The sequence below is a fragment of the Haloferax marinum genome (genome assembly GCF_009674625.1).
Taxonomy (GTDB): domain Archaea; phylum Halobacteriota; class Halobacteria; order Halobacteriales; family Haloferacaceae; genus Haloferax; species Haloferax marinum.
In genome coordinates this window covers 2353698-2379624 of record NZ_WKJQ01000001.1, presented here as the reverse complement: position 1 = coordinate 2379624, position 25927 = coordinate 2353698, and the positions used below count along the sequence as shown (strand labels likewise).

The window sequence follows — 25927 nt, the reverse complement described above, 5'->3', positions numbered from 1 at the left end:
TTTTGCTTAGCAAAGACCTAAGTAACACTACCGTGTAGAGAGTAGTGAGAAGCGCGGGATACCTCATCGAAATCGAGGACGGTGCTGGAGACACCGCCCCCACGCTTCGCCCATCAGACGAAGCATGAAGAACTCAGACCAAGCGCAGCAAGAATCTGTCGAACAGATCGATGACCAGTATCTAAAGCCACATCTACAGGAGTGCCCTGTTTGTAATGCGGTCGGCCTTCCTGAACAAATTGAAGACCACGACTGTAGAGTGTTTCGGGAACAAGGACGTCCAGAGGAGGTCTGATGTCGACAATGACTCTCTCAGATATAGAGATCGCGTCGTTCCGTGATGTATTCGTCCGAATCAAGTCTGAGCTACTCGTCATTGACGATTCGATTATCACTGACCGCCACCACGCTTCGAATGGCAACTACGTCGATACCGACCCCCAAAATCAGATTGGAGGAATTATCCCAGCGTTCTCTCTGTCAGGGTGGCTTCGCCATGGGATGGAGTGCGTCGTACAACGGTATGGAAGAACAGCATGCCACCCAGGCGAATCCAATGCCAACTTCCGCAAAGAAGGACTCTACAACCGTGATCTTGATGCTGGCTATCATCCAAAGGGCGAGTGTCTAGACGAGTATGAAGACGGGTGCGTGATTTTCGACCTCTTTGGTGGATTCGGAAACTTCCCAGGGAACGTAATGCGTCGTCCAATCAAATTCTCGCCTGTCCGCACCAGTGTAGACTACACACGCGGACAAGCTGAGGGTCACTATCGTCGCCTCAATCGGAACGTCGTCTCACGTAACGAAGGCGATAATCGCGAGCCACTTCGGAACACCGAGGTAGACGCCGTAGCGAATCTTGACGGTGCGTGGCATCTCTCGTTCCGCGAGGTTAAACCCGAGTTCATTGGGCTGCTCGCAGAGGGTGTCGAGTACCTCAACACCCACCAAACAGACTTCATGCATCAACTCGGTGGTGCGAGGAACTTCGGCGGGGGTATCGTTGACTGTGAACTCGTGAACCCGCTCTACGAAGAGTCCGAGTTCTGGCGCGTATTCGACCGGGGCAAAAGCAACACAAATAAAATGGACACGAAAGACGACGAGTGGGCTCACGACTACCTTCCAGAGTTCCAGTCGGCGCTCACTGAGCGTGTGGAGACGAGGCAATGAGCGACGCGATGCTACTCGCGTACCGTCACGACGCTCACAAATTCACGGGGGAGAGCCACAATAACGCCCGTGAGACGTTTTCCGGTGTCCGTGTGAACCAACCGGTTCCACAGGGCGCTGATAGTGATGCAGCAGCACTCTCACGTCCACAGAGTGTACAGAAACCAACTGTCTCAACACACGTAGACAACACACGCCTGTCGCTCCTAACTGGCGAGACAGCCTACAGCCCTGAGACGTTTCCTCAGGCAGCGGTAAAGAGGGAAGTGGCGGAACTCCTGACCATCAAAGATGCAGAGACGGCCCACGAGCAGTGGTTGACGTCTGATGTAGCTACTCTGTTCAGTGAGTCGGTGTATCACCCGTACACGTCTCTCAAGTACCACACGCTTCTCGTGGCAGCGCTTCTCGACAATTACCGTGCTGGCCACACGTTTTCCGACCTTCGACTAGTTGTTGACTTGGCAGGCGATGTCTTCCCATTCCGTACTGTCTTCCACGGGGAACGGTTCGCACTTCGTCTCGACGCAAATGACGGTGGACGCCCATCTTCCCGGCTGGGGAATCGTCCATGGCAATCCTGGGCATCCTCGTGGAATCGCCTCACAGCACATCCACTCGAGACGGACCGTGACAAGTACGACATGACACTCGACGCAAACCTACGTCGCATCTGGTCGTGGAGTACCGCACTTCAGTATATCGAGGAGTTCGCATCGTGGAGACCCGACCGATGACACGCATCCAGCAACTCCTCTGGGAGCTACGAATGGACTACATCGGACACCCGTATTACGTGAGTGGGAATGCTATCCTTCACGCACTCGGTCAACAGCTTGACTACGAGACGCACAAAGGACTGTCAGCCAGTCACGGAGTATTCGTTCCCGGTCAGTTCGGAACGTTCCCGGAGGAGCACAGTCTGTCGGGTGGCCGTCCGTATCTCGGCAGTGGATTGCCGGACGTTGAAGCCTACGACGACCTATTCATCCATCGGCAGGCGTCCCACTCGTGGCTTCTCGAATCCCGTGCTCGAGACGCGTTGAACACGCACGACCTCCGGATTCACTGCGGGCATCCAGTACTAGCTCACGAGACTATCATGGGACGACGGCCCGACCAACGAAAAGACCGTCAGACCACGAAGTGGTACATCCACGCCTACTTGCACGCTGATGACCCAACGGTGCTCCCTCTACATGCAGATACATTAGGAGGAACCCAATTTGGTGGGAAGCGGAACTACGGATACGGCGAGGTTACGCTGAAAGACACCCAAATGGTGGACCTTGACGAACTGAATTATTCGCGGCTCGAAAAGACAGACACATACCTCATCGAGTTGGTGACGCCGTTCGTCCTCGAATCCGAGTACCCAGGAACGAAGGACCAGCCTATCCCGTGGTGGTGGGCTGAAGATCGTGATGATCTGCGCTTCCGTGAAGAGAAGATACTCGAACAACGCGAGGTCTTCCGTCTGCAGACCGTCGACCACGGTCAAGTCGTGAAGTATCTGGGAGACCGTCCGGTCGAAACCGCGAAGAATGCGCTCACGCGAGTTGGCTCCCACTCCCGATATGGCTTCGGTGAGCTCCGAGTGAAACCGGTATAAGAGAGGTAAATACGAGAGAAAGAACTGAAAAAACGCGGGAAATATCCTACCGAATGGTGAATCGCTTACGAAACATCCGTGGTTCGAAGTGAATAAAGCAATCGTATTACCAACAACAAGCATGCAAACAATCCTGCTCGCTGCTGGACAGGGTACCCGGATGCGACCGCTCACCGAGCACCGAGCAAAACCAATGCTCCCGGTAGCAGACAAACCACTCGCCGCACACACGGCAGAAACCGCCGTCGAGGCCGGTGCCTCGAAACTCATCGTCGTCGTCGGGTACGAATCAGAGGCTGTCCGAGAATACTTCGGTGACGAGTACACGGGCGTCCCTGTCGAGTTTGCAGAACAGACTGAACAGCGCGGGACTGCTGACGCCGTCCGTGCTGCTGAGCCACACCTCGAACCCGGACCGTTTGCTGTTCTCAATGGCGACGCGCTCTACGACGAAGCCTCTCTCACACGCCTCTACGAGTCATCACCGGCAGTCGGGTCGTACCGCGTCGAAGATCCAACCCAGTACGGCGTCTTGTACACAGAGAAGTCTACAAACGACACTCGTGTCACGGGCGTCATCGAAAAGCCGGCAGACCCACCATCGAATCTCATCAACACGGGCGCGTACGTCTTCCCCGCTGAGGCACAGGCGTGGCTCGACGTGGGCGAAAGCGAACGCGGCGAGCTCGAACTCACAGACGTGCTCGAACGCGCCTGCAACGAACACGCTGTCACTGCAGTTCCCTTCCAACAATGGCTGGACGTCGGCCGACCATGGGAACTCCTCGAAGCCAACGAGTGGAAAATCGGTGAGCTCTCTCGTAAACACCAAGGGGACGTCCACGAGGACGCAACCATCCGTGGTGACGTCGTCGTCGAGGCCGGCGCAACCGTCGATGCTGGTGTCGTCATCGAAGGGCCTGCACTCATCAAAAGTGGGGCGACTGTTGGGCCGAACGCCTACATCCGGGGAACCACACTCATCGCAGAAGATGCAAAGGTGGGCCACAGCGTCGAAGTCAAAAATAGCGTCCTCATGGAAGGTGCCACAGTCGGCCACCTCTCGTACGTCGGTGACAGCATCCTCGGGCGTGACGTGAACTTCGGTGCGTCGACCATGGTCGCGAACCTCCGGCACGATAACGAAGCCGTCAAGACACCGGTGAAAGGTGAGATTACCTCGACTGGACGGCGAAAATTCGGTGTCGTCTGTGGCGACGACGTGAAGACAGGAATCCAAACGACCCTCAACGCAGGTGTGAAACTCGACGCAGGTGCACGAACGAAACCCAACGAAGTCGTTCTGAAGGACCCTCAGTTCGAAAACTAAACAGTCAGTCTGACGAGCTACCTCTACGAACGCCAGCGAGCGTCGCCCCACAGACCGCACCGTGCCATCGCGTCGTCGTAATAGGACACGACGACTTCGCGTTCAACGTCGCCGTCGAAATCTTCAGGCACTATTTCAGGCTTGACACCCGGTGATTTGAAGGGTGTACAGTGACGCCCAATCCCCGAAAGGGGTGTACTCGACTGGAAACAAAAGAGTGGGTTCAGTTAGACGACTCTACCCCAGCGACGGACTTTCGTGCGTCGTCGACGAACTGCCGTGCCTCAGCGAGCAAGTCGTCCGCCCGCTTCTCATCACGTGCTTCAGCAGTCAGCCGAACGAGCGGTTGTGTCCCACTGGCGCGGACGAGGAACCAGCCATCGTCGTGTTCGACACGCACGCCGTCGAGCGTCGAAATCCGGTCGGTGTCGTACGCTTCCAGCAACCCATCACGAACATCGGCCATGACCGCAGACTTTTCGGTGGTCTCCACACTCGCCCGTCGAAGTGGATACGACGCCAACTCCGTACGCTGGGTAGCCAACGACCCATGCGTTTCGACGAGTTCGACGAGTTTGCAGGCCGCAAGCGGACCGTCTGGGCAGAGAGTTTCATCAGGCCAAATCCACGCACCCGAGGGTTCACCACCGAAGGCGACATCGTCGTCCTGGGCAGCCTCGGCAACGAATACGTCACCGACCTTCGTGCGCGTGAGTGAGGCGCCCTGTGCGTCGAGAACGTCGTCGACGACGAGACTCGTGTTCAAGGGTGCGGCAACACGCTCACCGTCAGCGACGACGTCACGGGCGAACAGCGCCAGGAGTTCGTCACCCTCGATGAACGACCCTGTCTCGTCGACGGCCATCATCCGGTCAGCATCGCCATCGTGTGCGATTCCGAGGTCCGCATCCGTGTTCGCGACGACGGAGCAAAGCGTCTCACACGTCTCTGCAGTTGGCTCACTGGGTCGGCCGGGGAACCGACCATCAGGTGTCGCATTGAGTGTTTGGACGTCACAGCCCATCCGGAGTAAGGCTTCGACGGTCGCACCACCCATTCCGTTGCCGAGGTCAACAACGACCGAGCAGTCACCATCGATATCCACGGCATCACAGAGTGCATCGACGTGCTTCGCAGTAAGGGTCTCGTCGGTTCGCTCAGACCCAACGGCATCCCACGCGGCGTACGTTCGCTCATCGGTGGTAAGCGCCGCTTCGATGTCGTTGCGGCGGGCTTCCCCAAATGCCTGCCCGGAGGGTTGCCAGAGCTTGAACCCATTGTCTTCTGGTGGGTTGTGCGACGCCGTAATCATGAGTCCAGCATCAGACTCGGACCAAGCGACACCACGAGCGAGCGTGGGTGTCGAGACTTGCCCAGCACGGACGACATCGACACCAGCACTTCGAAGCGCTGCACTCGCAGCATCAGCGAGCAGTGGGCTCGTCGTTCGTGCATCGCGACCAATGACGACACTCTCCGAACCGCAGGCCGCGAGTGCCTGCCCAAGCGCCGTCGCAAGTTCGGGTGTAATGAGGTCCCCAACGGGACCGCGTACACCGCTTGTTCCGAACATATACGACGGTTTATCTTTCAGGCCATGAACGCTTCGCCTTAGTTGAGATTATGTCCCCACACAGTCTCTGCATACACAATTTTTGACCCCACAGGAACATCCGTCCGTGTCCTTCCAAGACCCCTCTCAAACACCCGAGGAACTCACCTCGAGTGCGAAATAGAGAAAAATCTCGATTCCCGTGTGGACCTTGTTCTCGGGGAAAACTGAACAACATCAACAGGTCAACCAACAGTGACCTTACATTGAAAAAACAGCCCTACACCCATTACAACAGCTAGCCAACTCATCGAATCACACCAGTAAAAAGTCATCTGCAATTACAGTCCGTGGTACCACATTGATGACCACAGTATTGTATTATTTATGTCAACCACCCGAATTCCACTGATTATAAGATATTTGATTAAAAGCTCGAATAGCAAAAGTGTAGACTACTACTATGCCTGAGCTGGGGGCGATCTAGCCCATGACTTCCGAGGGCCGAATATTCAGTCCACAGTGTTTCTGTCCGCTGCCGCAGATTCTCATTTTCGGTTCCATCTCGATTTTAGACTCAGCAATTCATTTGTTTCTGTTGGAACGAGCATTCTGCGGGTTACAGCATCGCCAACAAGACCATCGTCGTGGCCGTCACTTTTGTACCGCTCAGAGTCACGTGCTCTTCTTGGGGAATGAGACAAACGAAATATAAAGCAGAAAGATCAGATTAGACATAATAATTTTTATTATATATGACGGTGGAGAAGGCACAAAACGACCTCTCACTATTGTTTTTATTTCACAATATACTTGCCTCTCAGACGTACCGCTGATTCAAATTTACTCGACAACCCAATGAAACATTCCGCCAATTTTTAAATTTCACATTGCTAATGAGGATTACACAACATATTGGAATTCTATTTTGAATCCTGAAACATGACCCATTATCTAGAAAACAACCAGATATTGACACACAATCCACAAATTTTCAACCAATAGAGTTTAATTCTAGCTCAAAGTTGAGATGGTCAGGAATTGAGCCACGTTGGCACAACCAACAAGCAATCTACATGTCCAATCAAAAAGGCAAATCAATCAATACTGCACCCAATTCAATTCAAGAATCGTCTCGGTTTGTTTCGCCTCGCCGTATCGTCGCGATGACTGTCCTATTGAGTCTATTTGTCCTCACGCAACCTGTTGCAGCCCAGGGAGTTGTCTGCAGCGCAAGCAAACTTCCACAGATTATCGAGGGCTTCTTCCAACTGACGACCGGCCTCGGTCTCATCGGACTCGTCGTTGTTTGGCAAGGTGATTCTCTCTTCGAGTTATTCACGATGAATCACGAGCAGAAGGCCAAGCTCAAAGAACACAAGCGGGCAGCACTGAAATCTGCAACCATCCTGGTTGTACTCGGCCCATTGTACACTGTTGCAGGGTCGTTGATGGGACTGCCGCTCGCCCAGTGTGTCAACCTCGCGCCGTGGTAATTCGAGGTCTCACCTTCGAGCCCTGATGCGTACTGACGCGTGGTCGATCGTGATTGCGTGCCTCCTCGTCACGAGTGGAATCTCCGGCATCGTCACGGCAACTCCACCACGCCCGGGGACAGAAGACAATGGCTTGACCGAAAACGAATCTGCGACGCTATGGTCTCGTGACTCGGACGAGTACATGAACGAGACAACGTATCGCCAACGCTTTGGTGAAAATCGAACCCCAATCCAACAACTTGCCAACGGGACGGACATCACGTTCACTCGTCCACCCGCGACTGCAGCGACGTGGACACGTAATGATTTCCGTGACCTGAACGCAGGCAACGCACAGACGTCGGTTCACCCGAAACACGCCGCTCTCAAAGATGGTGTTTTCATCGACGATGCGCACGCGACACTGTTCGCTGTTCACCCATCAACTCGAGGCCATCTGGAGGCGGGCGAAACGCCACTGTACGTCGCTCCTGGTGGAACTGTTCGCGGCTTCGTCGACTACCGTGTTCGCGTTCCAAATGGGAGTCAATCCGGGAGCTCGTCTGTTAGGTGGTCACTCGTCGACGACGAAGTTTCTGAGGTCCGTTTGAAATCGGATGATGACGTCATCGCCGAGTCAGCAGGGAGTCACACCCCAGAACTCGACTACCTACTCGACGAGACGTGGAGTACAACACTCTCCCTCGAAGCCGATATCGAAGTCCGACTCGAGGAGACAACGGAAACTACGATTGGAAACCGTACTGAGACGACGGTCACGTATCCGACTGAAACGATTACCGTCTCTGATTCGGTCGGCGTCGAGGTCTACAATCTGCGAGCGTACTCCTACTACGCGGAGTATCCCAATGGCGACGCAGGTATCGCAATCTTCCAGTCTCGACCGTGGCAAGGGTACACCCTGACCGAAGATGGCGAGTCAAGCGTTCGCGGTGTCTGGCGTTTTTACACGGCTCGTGACCCACGCTGGGATACACTCGTTCGATCGACCGACACGAACGAGACCGAGGTTGCATCAGACGCACTTCCAGTGTATGTCCACGCATATCCCTCGAGGATTGGGCCACGAACTGAGCCGATTCGCGGTGGGCCGACGATACTCGAATCGTGGGGTCAAGAACGAGCAACACCGCAGTCGACAATTCCAGACACTGTCTCTGTCGAAGTCGTTGACCAATCGTACACGCCCACATACGGACTCGCCGTTCGATCAAACGACGTCGACCGCGACGCACTTCGTGTCGCAGGCATCGTCCGCGGCATCAACGCGACGCCCATCACCTCTAACGTGGGGGGTAGCTCTGAGCGTAAACTCCGCGAAAGTCGGCTTACTGCCGACGTAATCAATCAGACGAACGACGATGCGACTATCCGTCTCGAACTTCGAGACAACGAGACTGGTTCGCCAATCGACCTCACTACCGATGACCGCCGAGCATCGCTCAACGGAGAGCCGGGTGGTGGATACATTACAATCGCTGACCGGCGTGTTCGGACGAATGAGTCAGGCGTCGCCATTGTGACCGTCGACCAACCCGGAATCTACACCGCACGCTACCACCCCGGAGCGTGGCTTGTGGCTAATCCCGCGTACGTTTCCGACACGGCGACTGCGCGGTGGCACCCACTCAGCACTCTCAGTGGGTGGTTTGGATTACTCGTCGAGGTCGGCTGGCAGTTCATCCCATTCGTCGTGATGCTCTATGCTGGTACGCGCGTCCTCCGATTCTTCGGTCCGAGAGATGATTCTGAACGATATCCATGAAACGCTACAAATCAAATTTCAATAGACGTACCGTCCTCCGAACAGCAGCCAGTCTCTCACTCTTTGGCCTTGCAGGCTGTCTCAACGGTAGTGGTGAGACCGGTAGTGGGGCCACCACCGCAAACGACGATTCCGATGGTCAGGGTGTCCTGAGTCGAGTCGCTGTTGAGGGCACCGCGCTTGTTGTCGAACTCGGGGGTGGTGCTGATGTAGAGCGGGTCAATCTCATTCAGCCGAATGGCGAGCTATTCGGAAAGCGTGAGGTTGCTGCCGGCGCTCGACGGGTTTCGTTCGAGATTGGCACTGCATACGACCCTGGTGAATATCGTGTCCTGGCTGTTCAGGATGAGGATGTTCTCGCTGAGATGAGTTTGGAGATTCAACCCGAACTCGAGATCGTCGATATCGGCCTCTTCAGGAACAACCCAGACAAGCCGTGGGATGAGGTCTATGGGGAGAGTGAGACTAACCGAATCAAAAATAGTGAAGCGTATGTCAAAGTTCGAAATCTGGGTACAGGTCCCGATGCCATTGTCAAGCTTCGATTTAGCGGTGATGTTCCTTATTTAGCAGAGAATTACGAAGGAAGCGGCTTGTACGGGACTGACCATGTTGTTGTCCCACCAGACGACCAAATCGATCTATTCAGTACCACAGTCCCCTTTGGTCCAAAGCTTGGCGATGAAGGAATGGGATGCTCAACAGACGGGACGCAGGGGGAGTTCACAGTAGTTATCGAGTCCACAGTTACCGGCCTGGAGATTACGAAAACGTTCAAAGTCACATATTCTGGCTCAGAAGAGATGCGTGACTGCGATATCGAGATTTCTGCCCCGTAACCATGGTTGAGCTCATAGACGTCGTTATTGAGGGCTTCAAAGACATCGTCGATTGGATTATCAGCCTCTTCGAGAGCGGACTCAAAGAAGGGTACAATACCCTATCCGAGTCAATGTTCGGGACTCCGACGCCGAATACAGCTGGTGCATTCATGTTTGGGAGCCCCTCAAACGCCCCGTGGCCTACTATTCAGGACGCGCTTGTTGGGGGTGAAATCATGCTGGTTTCGTTTTTGCTCCTTCTGATTAGTGTACAAGGCCGTCATGTCATTCGAATATTCAATATGGGTAGTGGGTACCAAGCCCAGAAGACAAAGAAAACCGCCTGGACTGGGGCGTTTCTGATCATCACTTGGTACTGGGTGGGAGTCCTATCTCTATACCTAGTTGACGGCCTCACTATCGCATTACTTCCAAGTCTTGGATCACTATCAGATGCAATGATTCAATTGCTGCATGTAACTGTCTCCAACCCACTCTTAGGACTCCTACTCGCCGCAATCGGTGGCATCTCAATGTGGTCGATTGAGGCACTATTCTTCATCCGCGAAATCCTGCTGTACGTCTACGTCTATGGGATGCCGATTGCCATCGCACTTGGCTACGGAAACATCCCAGTACTCTCAGACATCGCAATCGGGTTCGCAAAGCGATTCGTTCCCTTGGTCGTCCTCCCACTTCCGGCAGCGGTAGTGTTCAAAGGCTACGACCTGCTTTTCGCCAGTGGGACGTTTTCGCCAGCGACTGCCTTCCTCCAATACCTCGTCGCCGTCTCACTCCCTGTCATCGCCCTCTACCTCACGTGGAAGACCTTCGCGTATGCAACCCCACTGACTGCGAAGGCCATTGGGTCGGCCAGCAGAGGCGCAGTCGTCGTCGGAAGCGTCGCAACTGGTGCATACATCGGTGGCGCGAGTGTCGCGACGACTGCTGCTCGATGGGGACCGAAAGCCGCCGCTGGCCAGATGATCGCACAGAAAGCCGCTGCAAAGGGTGACGGTAACTCCGACACCCAGACCACATCCTCGTATCGCCGAACCGAGAACGACCCACACAACTACAATCGCTAATTCATCATGTCGACTGATTCAGACGCTGCAGAACGCCGTATCATGAACCAATTCGGGGAGGAAAGCCGAATCCCATTCCTCAATATCGAGGAGGGAGATGTTGGCGTCCTCATTGGGTTCCCGCTTCTCGGATTGTTCATCGCCGGACTCACTGGAATCGACTCACTTGCATTACCATTCATCGCAGGTGGATTCGGACTTGGTGCCGCCGTCGTCTACGTCGCACCGGACCACCTCACTGCCTGGGCGTGGTCGAAAGACGTGTATCGATACGCGAAGCGACCACGCCGGACGTTCAGTGCCGCCGAATCTGAGGACAATTCCATTCGCAACGAAGGTGGTCTCGCGAACTACACACCATTCAAGCCCGACGAACGAACACAGGACCTCACGAACATCGAACGTGCATGGCCCGGTGCGGGTGCCATACAACGTTCGGACGGTGTGATGGAGGCGTTCATCGAAGTCAATCCCGGGAATATGGACTTCGCTATGTCGGATGACTGGGCGAGTCTCCAAGACGCAGGTGCCGAGTTCGCAAACAAGGAACTCAACTCGAAGCTTAAATTCCACGCGACGACGCGGTCGTTCCCGGTTGAGCAACTCACTGAGAAGATCGAACAGCGCCTTTCCGACGAAGACGTTACACAGAATCCTATCTTCCGTGAACTCCTCGAAGAATACAGAGAGACGCGCCCACGGGCGATGAAAGACCGAGGAACCCAACAAATTCGGTTCTTCATCGGCGTCGAAGTCTCACCGTTGGAGGTCTATGACCGCTTCCGAGATGAGCGAACGCCTGCAGAGAAACTAACCCAAATCCCCGTTATTGGGATCCTGTTCAACCCGTTCGTCACACGTCGCGAAGACCTCACGAAGCCCGAACAGCGTGCACGGATGTTCGAGAGACTCGATACTCGAATCGAATCTGTGGATTCTGGATTCATCCAACAGGCACCGGGATGGTCTGCTCGTCGACTCAGCACTGTCGAGTTGTTCGTGTTAGCGATGGACTTCTGGAACGGCCGCGAACACGACTACGACAACCCCAAACGAATCATTCGCAACCAGCCCGTCATCGGAAGCTCTCGGCGAGAGGATGGTGTCGATGCATAATCTCACTCTCCAGTTTGGGGGCGAGTTCATGAATCAACTCCTTGACTGGCTTAGACAGCCGACGTCACCGGAAGGTGCTGCACTCTATGCTGCTGGAGTGCTCGTAATCGCACTCATTGGCATTTTTGCATGGAAACGCCACGCCACAGAAGAAGAACCTGAAGTCGACTTCACGGACGTCTTCGACGAGGAAACGATCCAGACCGGACACACTGAGGGACGACTTCTCGACAATATCGCAGAGTCACACAAAACGACAATCGCACCCGCTGCAATCGAGTGGGGGACGCGTGCGGCCCGCGTTGGCGAACAGTGGACGTCGACGCTCTACATCACGGACTACCCAGACTACCCGAATGATGGCTACCTCAGTGACCTCTTCCAACTGACGGACGTTGAGTTCGACCTCACCGCTCATATTCGACCGAAGAACCAACAGCGTGCTCGGAACGAACTCCAAGAGATTGCCGACGACCTCCAGGTCGACGCTGACCTCGAAAAGAGTGTTCGAGGTGGCTACCTCCAACAGCGAGCAAATCAAGCTGCGGCGACGTACAATGCTGTCGAGAGCGGGACCCGTGTCTTCGACCAAGCGCTCTTCGTCACTGTTCGTGCAGACACACGCAACGAATTACGTGACGCCGTCCAGAGTATCAAGAGCGCACTTCGGGATGAGCCAGCCAGTCTGACACCGAAAACTGCGATTTGCAAACAAGACCTCGCCCTCCAATCAGCAGCACCTATCGGTGCCAACGTGTTGGGCCGCAAGTCAATCACACTCGGTGGTGCTGTTGGAGCGCTCCTTTCCTCACCACACAACGCAACGATTCTCGAAGAGGGTGGCGTCGAGTTCGGGATTCACAAAGACACCCACAGCCCGGTCGTTATCGACCCGTTTGCTCGTGACAACGGCTATGCGATGTTCACAGTCGGCGATACTGGCTCTGGGAAATCCTTTGGTTCGAAGCAGAACTTCATCCGCTCTATCGAACAAAGCAAAGACCGGATTGGGATTATCCTCGAACCGCTCAACAACTGGGCTGGTGTGGCTGAGGCGCTCAACGCGAAGCGGGTTACGGTTGGTGGGACACTCGGACTGAACCCATTGGAGATTCGCCAGACACCTGAACACGTCCAGCGAGCGATGGGTGAGGATGCGAGTCCGTTCAACGAGAAACTCGATGACGCCATGAGTTTCCTGACGAACTACTTCGCTCTTCGCGGTATCACACTTGGAGACCGTCGAACTACGCTCGAACTCGGACTCCAACAAGCGTACGAACGACAGGGAATCACTGACGAGATCGCGACGCATGGAAACCCGAGTCCAACCATCCGAGATATGATGGACGTCTTCGAAGAGATGGTCGAATCTCCTGAAACGTTCGTTGTTCGCACAAACGCCGAGGCGAGCAAACTCCGTGACGACGCAACGTGGCTCCTTGGGCAACTTCGCCTGTTCGAGGAAGGCGGCCGCTATGCAAATCTGGGCAGAGCATCCGAGTTCAACATTCGCGACGAGAAGGTCATCTACCTTGACTTGGCCCAGCAAGAAGGCAGCGTCAGCAGTAGCACAGCACTGACGATGCAACTTCTCATCTCGCTCGTCTACGAACGCGCCAAAGAGACTGACAAGGAAGTCGTGTTCGTCATCGACGAGGCACGGTACATCATGCAAGACGCCGCAAGCCTGGCATTCTTGGAGACGGTATTCCGTCATCACCGACATCACGACTTATCCATCAGACTCGTCACCCAGACCGTCGACGAGTTCTTCGAACATGCTGAGTCTGAGGCAATCCTCGATCAGTGTGCTGTCAAGCAGTTCCACCACCTCGATGGGATGGACGAAGCGTGGGCAAAGGAATTCGGCCTGAATTATGCGCAGATGCGCTTCGTGCAGGATGCGATTCCCGGGAATGAGGATGCAGGGTATTCAGAAGCGCTTGTCGGCGTCGACGGCGAGTGGCGTGGTATCCGAGTCGAAGCGATGCCCAAGGAGAAGCAGGTTATCGACTTCGACCCAACGGAGTCAGCTTCGGGGTCGCTCCCAGGCGCTTGAGATGGTACTTTTGGTTCAGCGGTGGGGTCTAGCGAGATGCTCTACCGTTGACGGGGTTCGCGCGCTCCTCTCATGGGCCATCCGAGGTCACCCGTCAATCGGCTCTTTGCCGGCAAGTGCTGACAAATTCTTCTACGATTGCTTCGAACGCATCGAGATTTCCAGTCGAGACCAGTGTTTGGAAACTCACTTCCTGATCACCTTGAGGAATCCCTTGGAGACCCTGGAACGACCGTTTGAACTTGACGTAGTCCTGTTCGTCCCAAGTCACAGGTGGCTGTTCATTATCTCGGTATGGCATGTTCGCTGGCCAAATTTTCACTAATCCAGAAACGTTGGCCGAGAACACGCTCGGATTAGTGTGATAGTCTTCTTGATGTGCGTCGACGTACATGCGAAAGTTGGCGTTCTTTGCTTTCCCGATTCGGACATCATCCCCGAGTTCCTTGGCGAACTCGTAGAGGTCACGGAAAGATTGGGCCGTTTCCTCTGAGATTTCCCCCTGCTTCTGCTTGAGGTCGAGATCTCGATGTAATTCTGCTTCTGACTCCACGTAGTCTGGACCAGTTCGAGACATGCTGTACAGGAGAGAGACACGGTCCAAATATATAACCGGCGAACAAGTCTTTGTTTTGATAAATCCGCCCACCTCCAGCTTTACTACAGACTAGTTAAACGGCGGTGACCGTTTGCTGGCGACAATCCCTGTATGTTGCACACTAATTCTAACAGCGTCAGAGTGGATTTCTATCGTCGTTCTGATTAGAGTTCGTGGGCCGGTCAGTTGTGTTTAGTGTGTTCTTCTCACTTGCACGAGACTGGAGAAGCATCGTAGCTAAGAATCGGATAGAGGTATATCATAAGCGGCCAACCGATGTAGTATGTCTGCATCTTTCCGAACTATTGCGGTCGTCTTTCTTGTCTTATTCGCGGGGTGTAGCGGTGGTGGAAGTGGTACACTTGACACGGCCACTGGCGAACCAACGACAACAGCAGAGGAGGCAACCACAACCCAGTCACCAACTACAGTCACGTCGCTCAACGGAACGCTTGAAGTTCATTTCATCAACGTTGGCCAGTCGGTGAGCACGCTTCTCATCGCACCGAACGGAGAGACAATGCTCATTGACTCCGGCGATTTCCGGGATGATGGTGAACCGGTTCTCGCGTATCTCCAGGCACACAATATCCAACGACTGGATTATCTCGTGACCTCCCACGCCGACGCGGACCACATCGGTGGGAACGCCGCAATCATCGAATACTACGAAACAGAGGCGAACGGAATTGGTGCAATCTACGACCCAGGGGTTGCATCGACATCGCAGACGTATGCTGCGTACCTTGACGCCGTTGAGAAATACGACGTGCCACTCTATCGGACGCAAGCAGGCGATCAAATCAGGATGGGACAGGTGACTTCGACGGTGCTGTCGCCTCCAGAGGGCTACCTTGCAAGTGAGGACCGCAACGAGAACAGCATCGTCCTGATGACACAGTTTGGGTCGACTCGATTCTTGTTCACGGGCGATGCCGAACACGAAGCCGAAGAGTACATGGTCGACACCTATGACGAAAGCCTACGAGCCACCGTGCTGAAGACCGGCCACCATGGCTCGAAAGGCAGCACGAGCGAGCCATTCCTGCAAGCTGTCCAGCCGAAGATTGCAGTCGTCTCAAGCGACTACGATTCGCAATATGGACACCCGAATGAGGAGACACTCGAGCGGTTAGCAGCACAGTCAATCCCGACATACTGGACTGCAACTCACGGGACGATTGTCTTTGCGAGTAATGGTGAGCGCGTGACAATTAGTACACAACAGGAGGCACCGACCAGTCCAACAGAACTCCGTGATGGGGCTGCTATCGAACCCGGGACGGGACCCGATGTAACCATCCGAACCGAGATTACAGCAGAGGGGGATGTGTCGACCCTCACACCGATCGCGACCGACGGTGGGGTTGATACTGAGACCATGAGTGCTTCGCTTGCCGTCGCGGAGGTTCACGCCGATGCCGAAGGGACAGAGAGTGAGAACCTGAACGATGAATACATCGTCTTCGAGAATACAGGGAGCAACTCGATCGACCTCTCCGGATGGACAATCTCTGATGAGGCAGGCAGAACGTACACCGTCCCGGGTGACACGACACTCGAGGCGGGTGCAACCATCACGCTCCACACTGGGAGGGGCACCGACACAACGACCGATCTCTACTGGGGGTCGGAGTCGGCAATCTGGAACAATGGTGGCGATACTATCACCGTATTGAATAATACCGGTGCGACCGTAGTTGAGGAGGCGTACACATGATTCCAGATGGGACATACACGGCAACAGTCGACCACTTCGAAGACGACCTCGCGGTCTTGCTTATCGAAGAGGATGGCCAGGATATCGACCAGCTCGTTGTCGACCGGTCTCAACTCCCCTGGCGTGCGAGAAAGCAGAATTCGGTACTGACTGTCACCGTCTCCGAAGGAGAGTACGAAAGTGGAACGTACGAACCGGAGGAAACGGAAGAACGGACTGAAGCCGCTCAGTCACGGTTTGACCGACTGTCCCGTCGGCCGCCGAGCGACGACACGTCGTAATCTCGGTCTCGTCGTAACTCAGACCCGCTCTCTCAGTTCGTAATATCTGGCTCTGAGGGTTGGGACAGCCACGTTTGCCACTGTCGAAAAGTCCGCTTGTGTCTGCGTTCCTCCACGCTGTTTTGTTGCGAGATATAGGCAAGCCGCTGCGACACCAGCAGGATTCCGTCCATTCGAAATCCCTTCGTCGTCAGCGAGTTCTGCAAGTTCGTATGCCCGGCCTTGGACAGCCGCTGAGACACCGCAATCCGATGCGAGCCGTGGAACGTGCGCCCGTGCAGTTACCGTCTGTGCGTTGATTCTCAATTCACTGTTGAGCGCTCGATACCCCGTTTGCACCTGTTCGACCGTGCATCGAGCAACGGTTGCGATTTCGTCTAGTCGACGTGGGAGACCACGACACCGACACGTCGCATACAGACTCCCTGCGGCCATCATTTCGAGCGAACGTCCACGAATGAGGTCGTGGTTCTGTGCCCGCCGGTAGGTCTGACTAGCCTCTTCAGCCACACTCTGTGAGAGGTCCAAGGCACTCGCCATCCGTGCAATCTCCTGGAGTGCGTGTGCAAGATTTCGCTCTGCTTTCGACCCAAACCGAGCACGACGGTGTTCACGTCGAAGCCGATGGAGTTGCCACTGTTTCTTCGATGGCAGGCGAGCCCCGTTCGCATCACGGTTGTAGCCAATTTCTGCAGACAGGCCCCGGTCGTGTCGAGCGGGTGTGAGCCGACTTCCCGTCCGCCGCGTCGGTTCTGGGTCGTCATCGAACACGCGTGGGCCGTGGGTGTGGTCGATGTAGTACTGGTCGACGATGAGGCCACACTCGTCGCACCTCGTTTCGCCACCCTCCGTTTCGAGCATGCCGTCGCATTCAGGGCAGGCAGTTGCATCAATGGATCTCCCGCACGATTCGTCGAACGTTCGGTCGTAGATTTCTCTCAGAGACATGTATTCTGTGTGAGGAAAGGCCCTTCGTGGGCACCCCCGCACCCCCTGTGGGGGAGATAAAACGGCGGTCAGTCTGACGTCTGAACTGGTGGGGAGTCATCGCTCATCGTGCTCGTTGGACATGCTGCGTCGAACTTGTTCGTCGTCGGCTGTTCTCGCCCACACGCTCGACACCGCCAGAACCGACGTCGGTTCTGGTCGAACGACGTCAAATCTTCGAGTGACGTGTCGGCCGATGTTCGCCACTTGGTCACGACGACGAGTTCGTGCCTCTGTTCGGTTCGCTCGACGATACTCCCGACTCTTTGGATTGTGTCTGTACTCATTCGAAATCAGCGAGGCATTGTGCGCCCCGCCCCCGCTCAGGGGGCGATAAAATCTCTCGTGTAGGGTCTCTACAGATGAAGTGGGTGCTGTGTATCGAACTCACACGTCGCAAACCGACCATTCGGCTGTGGAAGTATTCGCGTTCGAATCTCGAAGATAACACGTCGAAGGTGCTTGCATTCGACACCACGTTTCCGGTGGTCTGGACACGAACACGTCCCTTCCTCGACATCCACATCGTATGTGTTACCGCTCGATGAATCGACTTCGTAGGTGGGACCAACGTCACCGAATCGGACGTCCATTTCCTCGGTGAGTGCTTTCCACGTCCGCGACTCACTGAGAGAGTAGCCACCGTCGCTGAGGAGTGTCTGGCCGTCGACGACCGGACATGGCTCTCTGAATTCAGTTTTCCGATTCCGTTCTTGGCCACACTTCCGGCAGCGCCAGAAACGCGTTCGGTAGCCGTCGAGGTCTGAGAGTTCGATATCGTAGTCGGTCGGTTCGCTTCCAGGCACCCATTCAGTGATGCGGACCAAGTCGTGGCCGAGGTCTGGACCGGTTGTTGATACGCGTCGCTCGTGGTTGTTTGAGACAGTCATTAGGCTCACTCAGGGGCATTCATGAGTTCCCCCGCACTCCTGTGGGGGAGATAAAATGGCTGAGCAATGGCAACCAGGCAGTTGAGGAATGAATTGCATCGCACCAACGAACCACGAGCCACCATGAACAACCAACAGGAAGGCAAGAAGTGTAGCTCACTTACGGTAGACACACCGACAGCAAGCTTACCAGCTTGACCGTTTCAGGTAGGTAACAAGAGGTATGTGAATCCGAGTACCACTACTGCACTGACCCAAAGGTGCAACTCGTATTCCATCTCTAAGCGAGGCTTCCCGAGTAACTTTCCTACCATATCGATTAACGAGACGATGACAGCCGAAACTAGAAGGACACCACCGAAGAGTCCAGTATAGACACCCAATATCTCGCGAGTCTCTTCATCGCCAGCCACCTTTTGCAGACTATTCGTGACCGAACTCACTGGGTTCGCTTTGTTCAAGGGTTTGTCCGGTGAACGCCAAGTGAGTGTACCTACGTCAATTTGTTCGACGTCCACGTCAACCGATTTTTCGCTGACTGATTCCGAGGATGGAACAGGGAAGTCGACCGAGACATCTTTGGTGACCGTAGTCTCTGCTGGCACCTTGAGTTTCTCTGAGCTGGATGATGAACCAACAGTCACGTCTACGATAGTCGAGCCTGCACCGCCCGTATTCTCTATTGTCACCTGAAGTGTGGTCGAATCAGAGGAAATTGGATTTTGGGTAAACTCTGCATCAACGACAGACGCATTTGGCGGTTGTGAAGTCTCTTGACTTGCCTCGTTCCCATCTGAGGTATTGCTATTGGTCGGTGCTGAAGTCCCAGTCTGGTTCGTTCTGTTACTGCCAGAACTCGGAGTCGTAGTTTGGTTATTCACAGATGCCGAAGCAGACGCACTCGCTTCGATTGTATTCCACTCAGATTCAGAAGAAAGTTGTTGCTCCTGAATATACTCTGTGAGTTTGGACTCGGCCTGATTCGCGATTCTACTCGAAGTGGCGAGACCGCCAACTCGCTCGCGGTCGTAGACGATGAGTGCGCTTCCTTCGAGCCGTGGATCAATTCGACTAGCATCGACGACGCGCCCAGTGAGACGATACGTCCCTTTTTCTGGGGTCACAGGAGTATTCTGTATCTTATTTGAAACCCCGGCGTAGTAGACGAGGTCAGTCGGCTTCTGGACAGACGGGTCAAAGAGAACCCCGCTATGAACGACACCGTCTGTCGGGACTGGAAGACACCCAGTCACAGGATTCGTAATAGATGACGGAGCGCACCGGGTCGCTGACAAGAGTGTTTCCTGCGAACTAATCGAACTTCCAACTGCGTTCGTCGTGACCATAACGACCTCCCCAGAGTGAGCAGAGAGTTCTTCGAGGCTCGAGACCTTGGTTGAAAGCGGCGTGACAGTCCCGACAACGGCACCAACACCACTATTTCCGCCACTAAGAACAACCATATTTACGGTTGCATTGGTTGACATCCACCACCTCGTCTCGTGATTTGATAATCCAATACTCGTGGTCGTAATTGGAAGTTGACCAGCAGGTTTGTTGTCCAAGTTGCCCTCTTGTTTCGCCATCGAGAGGTTCACTGTCGCCCATCTCCCTTCTCGGCCGGGACCCTCGATCAACGAGAACGGCTCACGAGTCTCACTGATTCCAGCGGTTGACTCTTGAACTACGTACTTGCCATCTGCTGCATCGATAGTATGTGAGAGCTGTGTAATCGAACCTGTAACCTGAATAAACTGGAATTTGTATTGTTCCGGGTTCTTCTCAACCTTTTCAAGTGGAACTTTGGTTCCGGTTTCGTCAATATCGAGATCTGATGCGGCGATGATCCCCATCCCGCCATCTGCTGGAAGAACCTCGACACCGGAAACAGTAGCTTCGCCAACTGAGGGCTCTGTATCCGAAAGAACAAGGTACTGAGTTCCGTCGCGCAAAAAGAACATCGATGCATGTTGTTTTGTCTCGATTCCAACAGCAGACAGAATTTGCTCTGTATTTTCGAGGTGCTTCCTCTCAGTTGGTGCGGGCATCGTAATGAGAGCACCCTCGTACGTCACTTCATCAACTGCTCCAACAGGCGTTGGAACCCCTACAGCGACAGTTGAGAGAACAATGATGAAAATCGCAACATAACGCATACAAGTAGGCAGATAGAGAACACATGTATTTGTTTCTACTTGTCTCCCATCCTACAACAAATTGGAGTGGATTTCAATCGTTCGATGCCACCCCGATTGTTGCGTCACAAATAGACTGTGCGACCGACCGAATCCGATTGAGTCGCTCGAACACGGAGTCTGTATCCTCACCTACCCAAGCCGCAAGGTAGAACGCCGAATTGTCCACATCCAAGTTGACGTACCGACCAACCAGGTACGCAACTGCCTCTGCTTCGACCTCTCGTTTCGCCCGTTCGGGGAGGTTCGACCGGTCTGCGTGCAGCAACCCATGGGCGAATTCGTGGATCAATGTCGTCGCCATGTCTGCCTCGTTCGAGCGTCGCTCGACCTCGATACGTGGCTGGCCTCGCTCAGGGAACTCACAGACACCGCGTGCAGCGCCGTGCGTCCAGTCCGATGGATGGACGAGGTTCACGTCGAGTGCGAGTGAGTCTGCTGCTGAACACAGTCTGTCGACCAAATCGCCTGCGTCGCCACGTGCCTCGGTGTCGAGTTCTGGAAGTGACTCACCCTCTGTCTGCGAGATATCGAACACTGGAACTGGCTTGAAACTGAGCAGTTGGGTCGTCCACTCCTCGTAGGGGACGCCGTCACTCGAACAGTCTTTGTCGTGTCTGGATTTCGTCTCGCCGCATACCGGACACGCCTTCGCCGTAATCGGTGCCCAGATCCAGATTGCCGACTCGCCCTTCGACACCTGTCTCTTGAACTCCTTCTGCCACGTTCGGTAGCCAGCAACCCGTGTAGCATTCGGACACTGGAGTGCGATGAGGAGGCTGTTCCGAGCCGAGTAGTCGTGGAAGCGACTCTGGACGTCGAGCCAGTCTTTGAACACCTTGCTTTCTCGTGCCAGTTCTGTGTCGTTGGTGAGGTCTGCAAGCCATTCATCGACGACGAGGTGCATCTCATCGTCACGGGTGGTTCGGTCACTGAACGATGTCTCTCTGTGGGTAGATTCTGTCGTAGCCATCTGAACTCAGCGGGGAAATGAGTTCGCCCCGCACCCGTCAGGGGGTGACAAAACCTTCAGACGACGAGAGACAGGCTAGCGAGAAGGGTGCTGAAACAAACAAGATGGACACCAGTCACCGCAAAAAGGTCTGGAGAGCCGATACGGTGACCTCAATCTGGGAGGCCACACACGTCTGAACCTATGATGCGTTGGTGTTCGACGAGCCAGTGACACCACTGTCACTTCCCTCGTTCCGAACCTTCACGTTGAAGCTCGCAACCGTCGACAGAACCCCGACGTGGTCGTCGGCATTCGCGATGAGCGAATTGTACGGGATTCCGGATGGATTCCCGAAGTTGGTGTTTCCATCTTCGCCGTTCATCACAATCTTCGAGTTTCCTGCATCGATATCAGACACTTCGAGCCAATCGAGCTCGTCTGCTGCCTTTTGTTTTTTCTCTTCATCAGTCGACAGCCCCGTGAAGTCCACGAGGTACTTCAGCTGACCCAGGTTGGGACGCTGCAGTTCGAACGTGTATCGGAGTTGGACCACCGTCGTCTGGTCACTTCCATCGTTCGGGTTGTCTAGTGCGGAGGTATCCGCTGCAGCTCCGTAGTACCCCGCATCGATGTCGTGGTAGTTGTTCTGGTGGCCGCCTTCTTGGTGGGCACCGGGATACGCGCTTGCACTCCCAATGCTCGTCCCATCGAGGAACGAACTCTCATCGACTCCACCGGGGAACGAAAGCGTGCTGTAGTCTGGCTTGCCTTGTTCGTCTGCGATGACAAGCGGACTTGCAGACGCATCCGGACCATCACCATCACTGAATCGTGGGTCCTGGTTGAGTGCCTGCGATAAGGGCACTTTCACGCGATACATCCCCGTCGTACCAGGAACCTGCCGAATGTACGCGTTGTTTACCTCTTGTCCAATCCACGGCGTCGCGCGGAAGATGGGCTGCCACCCAGTCCCGCCAACGTTCGCTTCGACGAGGAAGAACACCTTGCCGACCGCATCATCAAGGTTCTGCCAGTGCACGTGGAACTCCGGATCCGCAGTCACCTGCGAGATATCACCACGGTCGTTCGAGACGAGAGCCGTGTTCGCAGCAGTGATACTGACTTGCGCCGCTGCCACACCACCAGAGAATGCAAGCAGTCCGGCACCTCCGACTGCTGTTGCAACGCCTATGCCACCCACCGATTTTAGGAAATTTCTTCGTTTCATTTGCCTTCTGCAGGATATCTCCCACAGGCTTGCACGACGGACGCGCCGAGTATTGTAATATGATTTATAACTTTAGTATTGACAGTCAAGAACTCCAGAAAGTAGTGCTTGAAAGACGGTCGTTTGGCGTTATGAATCGACTACCGCTCTTAGAGCACAGAATCTTGCGTCACATCGAGAGGGTGACTACCTACCTGAAAGATCTGATAATGCCCAAATGACTGCCATGGGTTCGATCTGCTCTACATCAGGGCAATGAAGTCACTCATCTTGTTTAGTTCCAAGATAGGAATACCGACGTTCAAGGGAGTTTGGAAGGTCAGCAGGGGGCTGTTGACCATACCAATGGTGCCTCTAATGCCAGCAAGTATCGATATCAGTCAATTCACAAAAATATTGTCATTATCTGCACCAAGTTGGTTCTACGTTGACCTCGGGTTGTAGTCTATTGTTTACAGACTTGGACCGCGCTGGGACGTCCCCACAAGGCCAGGAGATCAAATAAAACCAATTGTATGGGTGAGTACGGTTGTGGCTGCGCGCGCAGCTCCGGAGGAGTGAGCACGGAGCGGAGGGTGGGGCGGTGGGGCCTGGGCCGGTCCGGCACGTAGCAAAAAAGAAGGGTTCGATGAGCGGCTATTCCCACCACTGGCCGCGCTCAGGGAAACCAACGGTGCTCCAACCCGTGAGGGCTACGGAGACACGCCCATTGTACCAGTTCTTTGCCGCCCCGTGAATCCGCACACGTTCGCCTTCATTGATCCAGGGTTGATTCGATTTTTCCCAGACAGTCAGCTTCGTGCGCCCAGTCTCGTCCTCGATGAGTCCCACTTGCTGAATCGCCGGATTCGACGACTCCCAGAGCTGGGTTACCGTTCCAGAGATCGACACCTCTCGACGATTGACCTCACTGACCGCCGCAATCGGAATCACCCGTCCTGGCGCTTGATGCAATTCTTCGAACACACCGACCACCGAACTCATCATCGACTTCCCGTCTGCGACTTCTTCGGCTAATCGTCGACTGATTGCCGCTCTTGACCATCCATCGAGTTTCGTTTGTAACCTGGCTGCCTCTCGGTTCACTTCGCCTAACTGCGTGAGAGAAATTTGCTCACGCGGGTCTGCCTCCTCGGGGTCGGCCCACCGGTTCACACATCCGGCGCGCTTTCCGAACTCCCGCCGCGTTTCGATGCTCATCTGTTCCACCGCCATCGTCGTCCGTGCTTCCCGACCTGAGGTCTGTCTCCGGTCCCACCGTTCACGCGTCTGCTCGATTTCCCACTCACGCGCAGCCATCCGTTCTTCTTCTGCAAGGGTCAGTCCCCGTCCCTGAGTTTGAAAATTGTTCAGGTCAACTTTGGCTTGAATCTCGAGTTCAACCGTAGGGTGGAGTTCAGGCGTCTCGTCAACCACGTCGTCGACTGCGTGGGCATGTTCGTAGTGCGAAACTTCATTACCGATTTTCTTCTTAGTACTCATTGTTGTTCCAAAGGCGCCTACTCAGCGTCTTCTTCCGACACCACGACTCTCCAGCCGCAGCTCTCTCACATCGACTACAACCAACTGATTCTGCGCACGCCTTTCGCGCCTTCACGCGCGCCATCGGGGCGCGGAAGGCGTGCGCTCGACAATGGGATACCATCCAGCACCGCGCGCCGTTGTGCCCGAAGCGAGCGGCCAGCTTTAAGCCGTTTCTCGCGTCCGGCCCGGACTGCGGGTTCGTGTCCAGGGCGGCGGTCGAGAGCACGACGAGTCGCCTTGTGACTCGTCGCGCGGAACGGCCCAAAGCGCTGGAACGCGAAAGCCCGTGAGGGGCGCAACCGAAAACGCGCTTAATGCTGGCGCACCGGAAAGGTGTGAGCGAAGCGAGCGCGACTGGAAGGAGTCGCTCGTCGCGAACGACGAGCAGAGCGAGTCGTGAGCATGGAGGGCACAAGGCGGCGAGCGGGGCGTGCCGAACAAAATTCAGTGGTTAGTGAAACACAGGACTCGAAAGGCACGCACTACTCGTGCCAGCGGTGAGGCTCTGTTTTGTAACTGATTTCTGGGTCGTATGAAAACGGTACTTTTGTCTTTGCTTCTGACGTCTTCGCTATGACACGAACAGATTCGTTGCTGGTACATTCGTCAACATGGTTGCTTGCCTCAGTGTGACGACTGGGAATCATATACAGAGTCCCCCAAAATTTCACAGCGTCTTGTTGTGAGATGAGGTACTCAATGCGGTGACGATTGGCATCTCTAAGCCATCCGTAAAGTGAGTCATTGAGAGATGAACCATTCGCACTTTTTCTTGCATAGTAGCTCGGTACCGGCTTTAAATCAATTGGCCCTTTATACGTATATTTTGACGCCTCAAACCTGCTCTGGACGTTATCACGTGCGTCAATAAGTGGGTCTCTCTCATGTGAATACAAAACGAAGTAGTTTATCGTCATATGATATTTAATCGGATTGTGTAGTGTAAATAACTTAACCTGATTGGTTGCAAAGGGACAGGTGTCGAACCACACACCGGAGTCGCCGAGACTTATTCACGAAGTGCTGTCACGAGGACGTCCGTTCGGGTGAGAGATAGTGACGTGATATCTAAACCGCGATTTTACTAATATAGATTTTACAACTCACCTCATTTCCAGTCGAGTTGGTCCACTGACTTCACACTGAAAACATCGGACGTATCGACAGGTCCACTGTGACTGCGATCGGTCGCTAGTGATGTCGTCTGCGAAAGTCGATCGATTAACTCGCGACGAAGGGTCTCACGGCTGAGTATCGTCTCGTGCCATCCGAGACGTTCGTCGTAATGCCGCTTGTAGAACACTTCTGCGACCTTGTCTGCCATTTTGAACTGTGTTTGTTTCGTCCCCCACGCGTTCTGTGAGACGTATTCTGCACCGACATCCTCGTGGGTGAGTTCGACTAATACACACTCGACGAACGCGACGATTGACGTCCGGTTGCGGTTGTTTGGGATTTTCAACTGGAGGTTCGACCACGAAGCATTGAGTTGACTTGAATAAGTCCGCACTCCGTCGGTACTAGGAGT

Annotated in this window: 21 protein-coding genes; 12 read left to right on the top strand and 9 right to left on the bottom strand. The window is 54.6% G+C overall.

Features of this window, described 5'->3' with window-relative positions:
- Positions 1-294: 294 nt before the first annotated feature.
- From GJR99_RS11950 to glmU, 4 genes are all read left to right on the top strand, one after another.
- Positions 295-1176 (top strand): hypothetical protein, encoded by an 882-nt coding sequence (locus GJR99_RS11950; RefSeq protein WP_228717010.1) that lies wholly within the window; start codon positions 295-297, stop codon positions 1174-1176.
- Positions 1173-1913, top strand: coding sequence for a hypothetical protein (locus GJR99_RS17935; RefSeq protein ID WP_151112435.1), 741 nt, complete (start codon positions 1173-1175; stop codon positions 1911-1913). Before GJR99_RS11950 ends, GJR99_RS17935 begins: the two co-directional genes overlap by 4 nt.
- On the top strand, positions 1910-2788 hold the full coding sequence (locus GJR99_RS11940) for a hypothetical protein (protein ID WP_154325990.1): 879 nt from the start codon (positions 1910-1912) through the stop codon (positions 2786-2788). The genes GJR99_RS17935 and GJR99_RS11940 overlap by 4 nt, the downstream gene beginning before the upstream one ends.
- A 121-nt stretch (positions 2789-2909) precedes the next feature.
- A complete protein-coding gene (gene glmU / locus GJR99_RS11935; RefSeq protein ID WP_151112431.1) occupies positions 2910-4118 on the top strand; it encodes a bifunctional sugar-1-phosphate nucleotidylyltransferase/acetyltransferase in 1209 nt (402 codons plus the stop codon).
- Between the two features lie 223 nt (positions 4119-4341).
- Here the strand turns inward: glmU and glmM are convergent, their stop codons facing one another.
- Positions 4342-5691, bottom strand: a complete 1350-nt coding sequence (glmM, locus tag GJR99_RS11930) for a phosphoglucosamine mutase (RefSeq protein ID WP_151112429.1) — start codon at positions 5689-5691, stop codon at positions 4342-4344.
- 1145 nt (positions 5692-6836) lie between these two features.
- Between glmM and GJR99_RS11925 the strand changes: the two genes are divergently transcribed.
- The 6 genes from GJR99_RS11925 to GJR99_RS11900 are packed head-to-tail and all read left to right on the top strand — an operon-like array spanning position 6837 to position 14021.
- Positions 6837-7166: a hypothetical protein gene (locus GJR99_RS11925; protein WP_151112428.1), complete on the top strand. Its 330-nt coding sequence runs from the start codon at positions 6837-6839 to the stop codon at positions 7164-7166.
- 25 nt (positions 7167-7191) lie between these two features.
- Positions 7192-8934, top strand: coding sequence for a hypothetical protein (locus tag GJR99_RS11920; protein WP_154325989.1), 1743 nt, complete (start codon positions 7192-7194; stop codon positions 8932-8934).
- The gene (locus GJR99_RS11915; protein ID WP_151112426.1) at positions 8931-9773 is read left to right on the top strand and encodes a hypothetical protein; all 843 of its coding nucleotides are present in this window, start codon (positions 8931-8933) and stop codon (positions 9771-9773) included. The genes GJR99_RS11920 and GJR99_RS11915 overlap by 4 nt, the downstream gene beginning before the upstream one ends.
- 2 nt (positions 9774-9775) lie before the next feature.
- A complete protein-coding gene (locus GJR99_RS11910; protein WP_151112424.1) occupies positions 9776-10843 on the top strand; it encodes a hypothetical protein in 1068 nt (355 codons plus the stop codon).
- Between the two features lie 6 nt (positions 10844-10849).
- Positions 10850-11959: a hypothetical protein gene (locus tag GJR99_RS11905; RefSeq protein ID WP_151112422.1), complete on the top strand. Its 1110-nt coding sequence runs from the start codon at positions 10850-10852 to the stop codon at positions 11957-11959.
- A complete protein-coding gene (locus tag GJR99_RS11900) occupies positions 11952-14021 on the top strand; it encodes a VirB4 family type IV secretion system protein (protein WP_151112420.1) in 2070 nt (689 codons plus the stop codon). The genes GJR99_RS11905 and GJR99_RS11900 overlap by 8 nt, the downstream gene beginning before the upstream one ends.
- A gap of 94 nt (positions 14022-14115) precedes the next feature.
- On the opposite strand, the gene GJR99_RS11895 is transcribed toward GJR99_RS11900, so the two are convergent.
- Entirely contained in the window at positions 14116-14598 is a 483-nt protein-coding gene (locus GJR99_RS11895; protein ID WP_151112418.1) for a hypothetical protein, read from the bottom strand.
- A 304-nt stretch (positions 14599-14902) separates the two neighbouring features.
- Here GJR99_RS11895 and GJR99_RS11890 point away from each other — a divergent pair, with 304 nt between their 5' ends.
- Together GJR99_RS11890 and GJR99_RS11885 are read left to right on the top strand one after the other, a co-directional pair.
- On the top strand, positions 14903-16339 hold the full coding sequence (locus tag GJR99_RS11890; protein WP_151112416.1) for a lamin tail domain-containing protein: 1437 nt from the start codon (positions 14903-14905) through the stop codon (positions 16337-16339).
- A complete protein-coding gene (locus tag GJR99_RS11885; protein ID WP_151112414.1) occupies positions 16336-16620 on the top strand; it encodes a DUF3006 family protein in 285 nt (94 codons plus the stop codon). Before GJR99_RS11890 ends, GJR99_RS11885 begins: the two co-directional genes overlap by 4 nt.
- Positions 16621-16638: 18 nt before the next feature.
- Here GJR99_RS11885 and GJR99_RS11880 read toward each other — a convergent pair whose 3' ends face one another.
- From GJR99_RS11880 to GJR99_RS11850, 7 genes are all read right to left on the bottom strand, one after another.
- On the bottom strand, positions 16639-17481 hold the full coding sequence (locus GJR99_RS11880; RefSeq protein WP_225317627.1) for a transcription initiation factor IIB: 843 nt from the start codon (positions 17479-17481) through the stop codon (positions 16639-16641).
- Positions 17482-17636: 155 nt separating this feature from the next.
- Complete coding sequence (locus tag GJR99_RS11875; protein WP_151112410.1) at positions 17637-17894, bottom strand: hypothetical protein; 258 nt, start codon at positions 17892-17894, stop codon at positions 17637-17639.
- 69 nt (positions 17895-17963) lie between these two features.
- A complete protein-coding gene (locus GJR99_RS11870; RefSeq protein ID WP_225317626.1) occupies positions 17964-18497 on the bottom strand; it encodes a hypothetical protein in 534 nt (177 codons plus the stop codon).
- A 203-nt stretch (positions 18498-18700) separates the two neighbouring features.
- Positions 18701-20653, bottom strand: a complete 1953-nt coding sequence (locus GJR99_RS11865; RefSeq protein ID WP_151112408.1) for a hypothetical protein — start codon at positions 20651-20653, stop codon at positions 18701-18703.
- Between the two features lie 73 nt (positions 20654-20726).
- Complete coding sequence (locus GJR99_RS11860; RefSeq protein WP_151112406.1) at positions 20727-21665, bottom strand: ImmA/IrrE family metallo-endopeptidase; 939 nt, start codon at positions 21663-21665, stop codon at positions 20727-20729.
- Positions 21666-21846: 181 nt separating this feature from the next.
- Complete coding sequence (locus GJR99_RS11855) at positions 21847-22848, bottom strand: hypothetical protein (protein ID WP_151112404.1); 1002 nt, start codon at positions 22846-22848, stop codon at positions 21847-21849.
- Positions 22849-23511: 663 nt separating this feature from the next.
- On the bottom strand, positions 23512-24357 hold the full coding sequence (locus GJR99_RS11850) for a DNA-binding protein (RefSeq protein ID WP_151112402.1): 846 nt from the start codon (positions 24355-24357) through the stop codon (positions 23512-23514).
- Positions 24358-25927: the final 1570 nt, after the last annotated feature.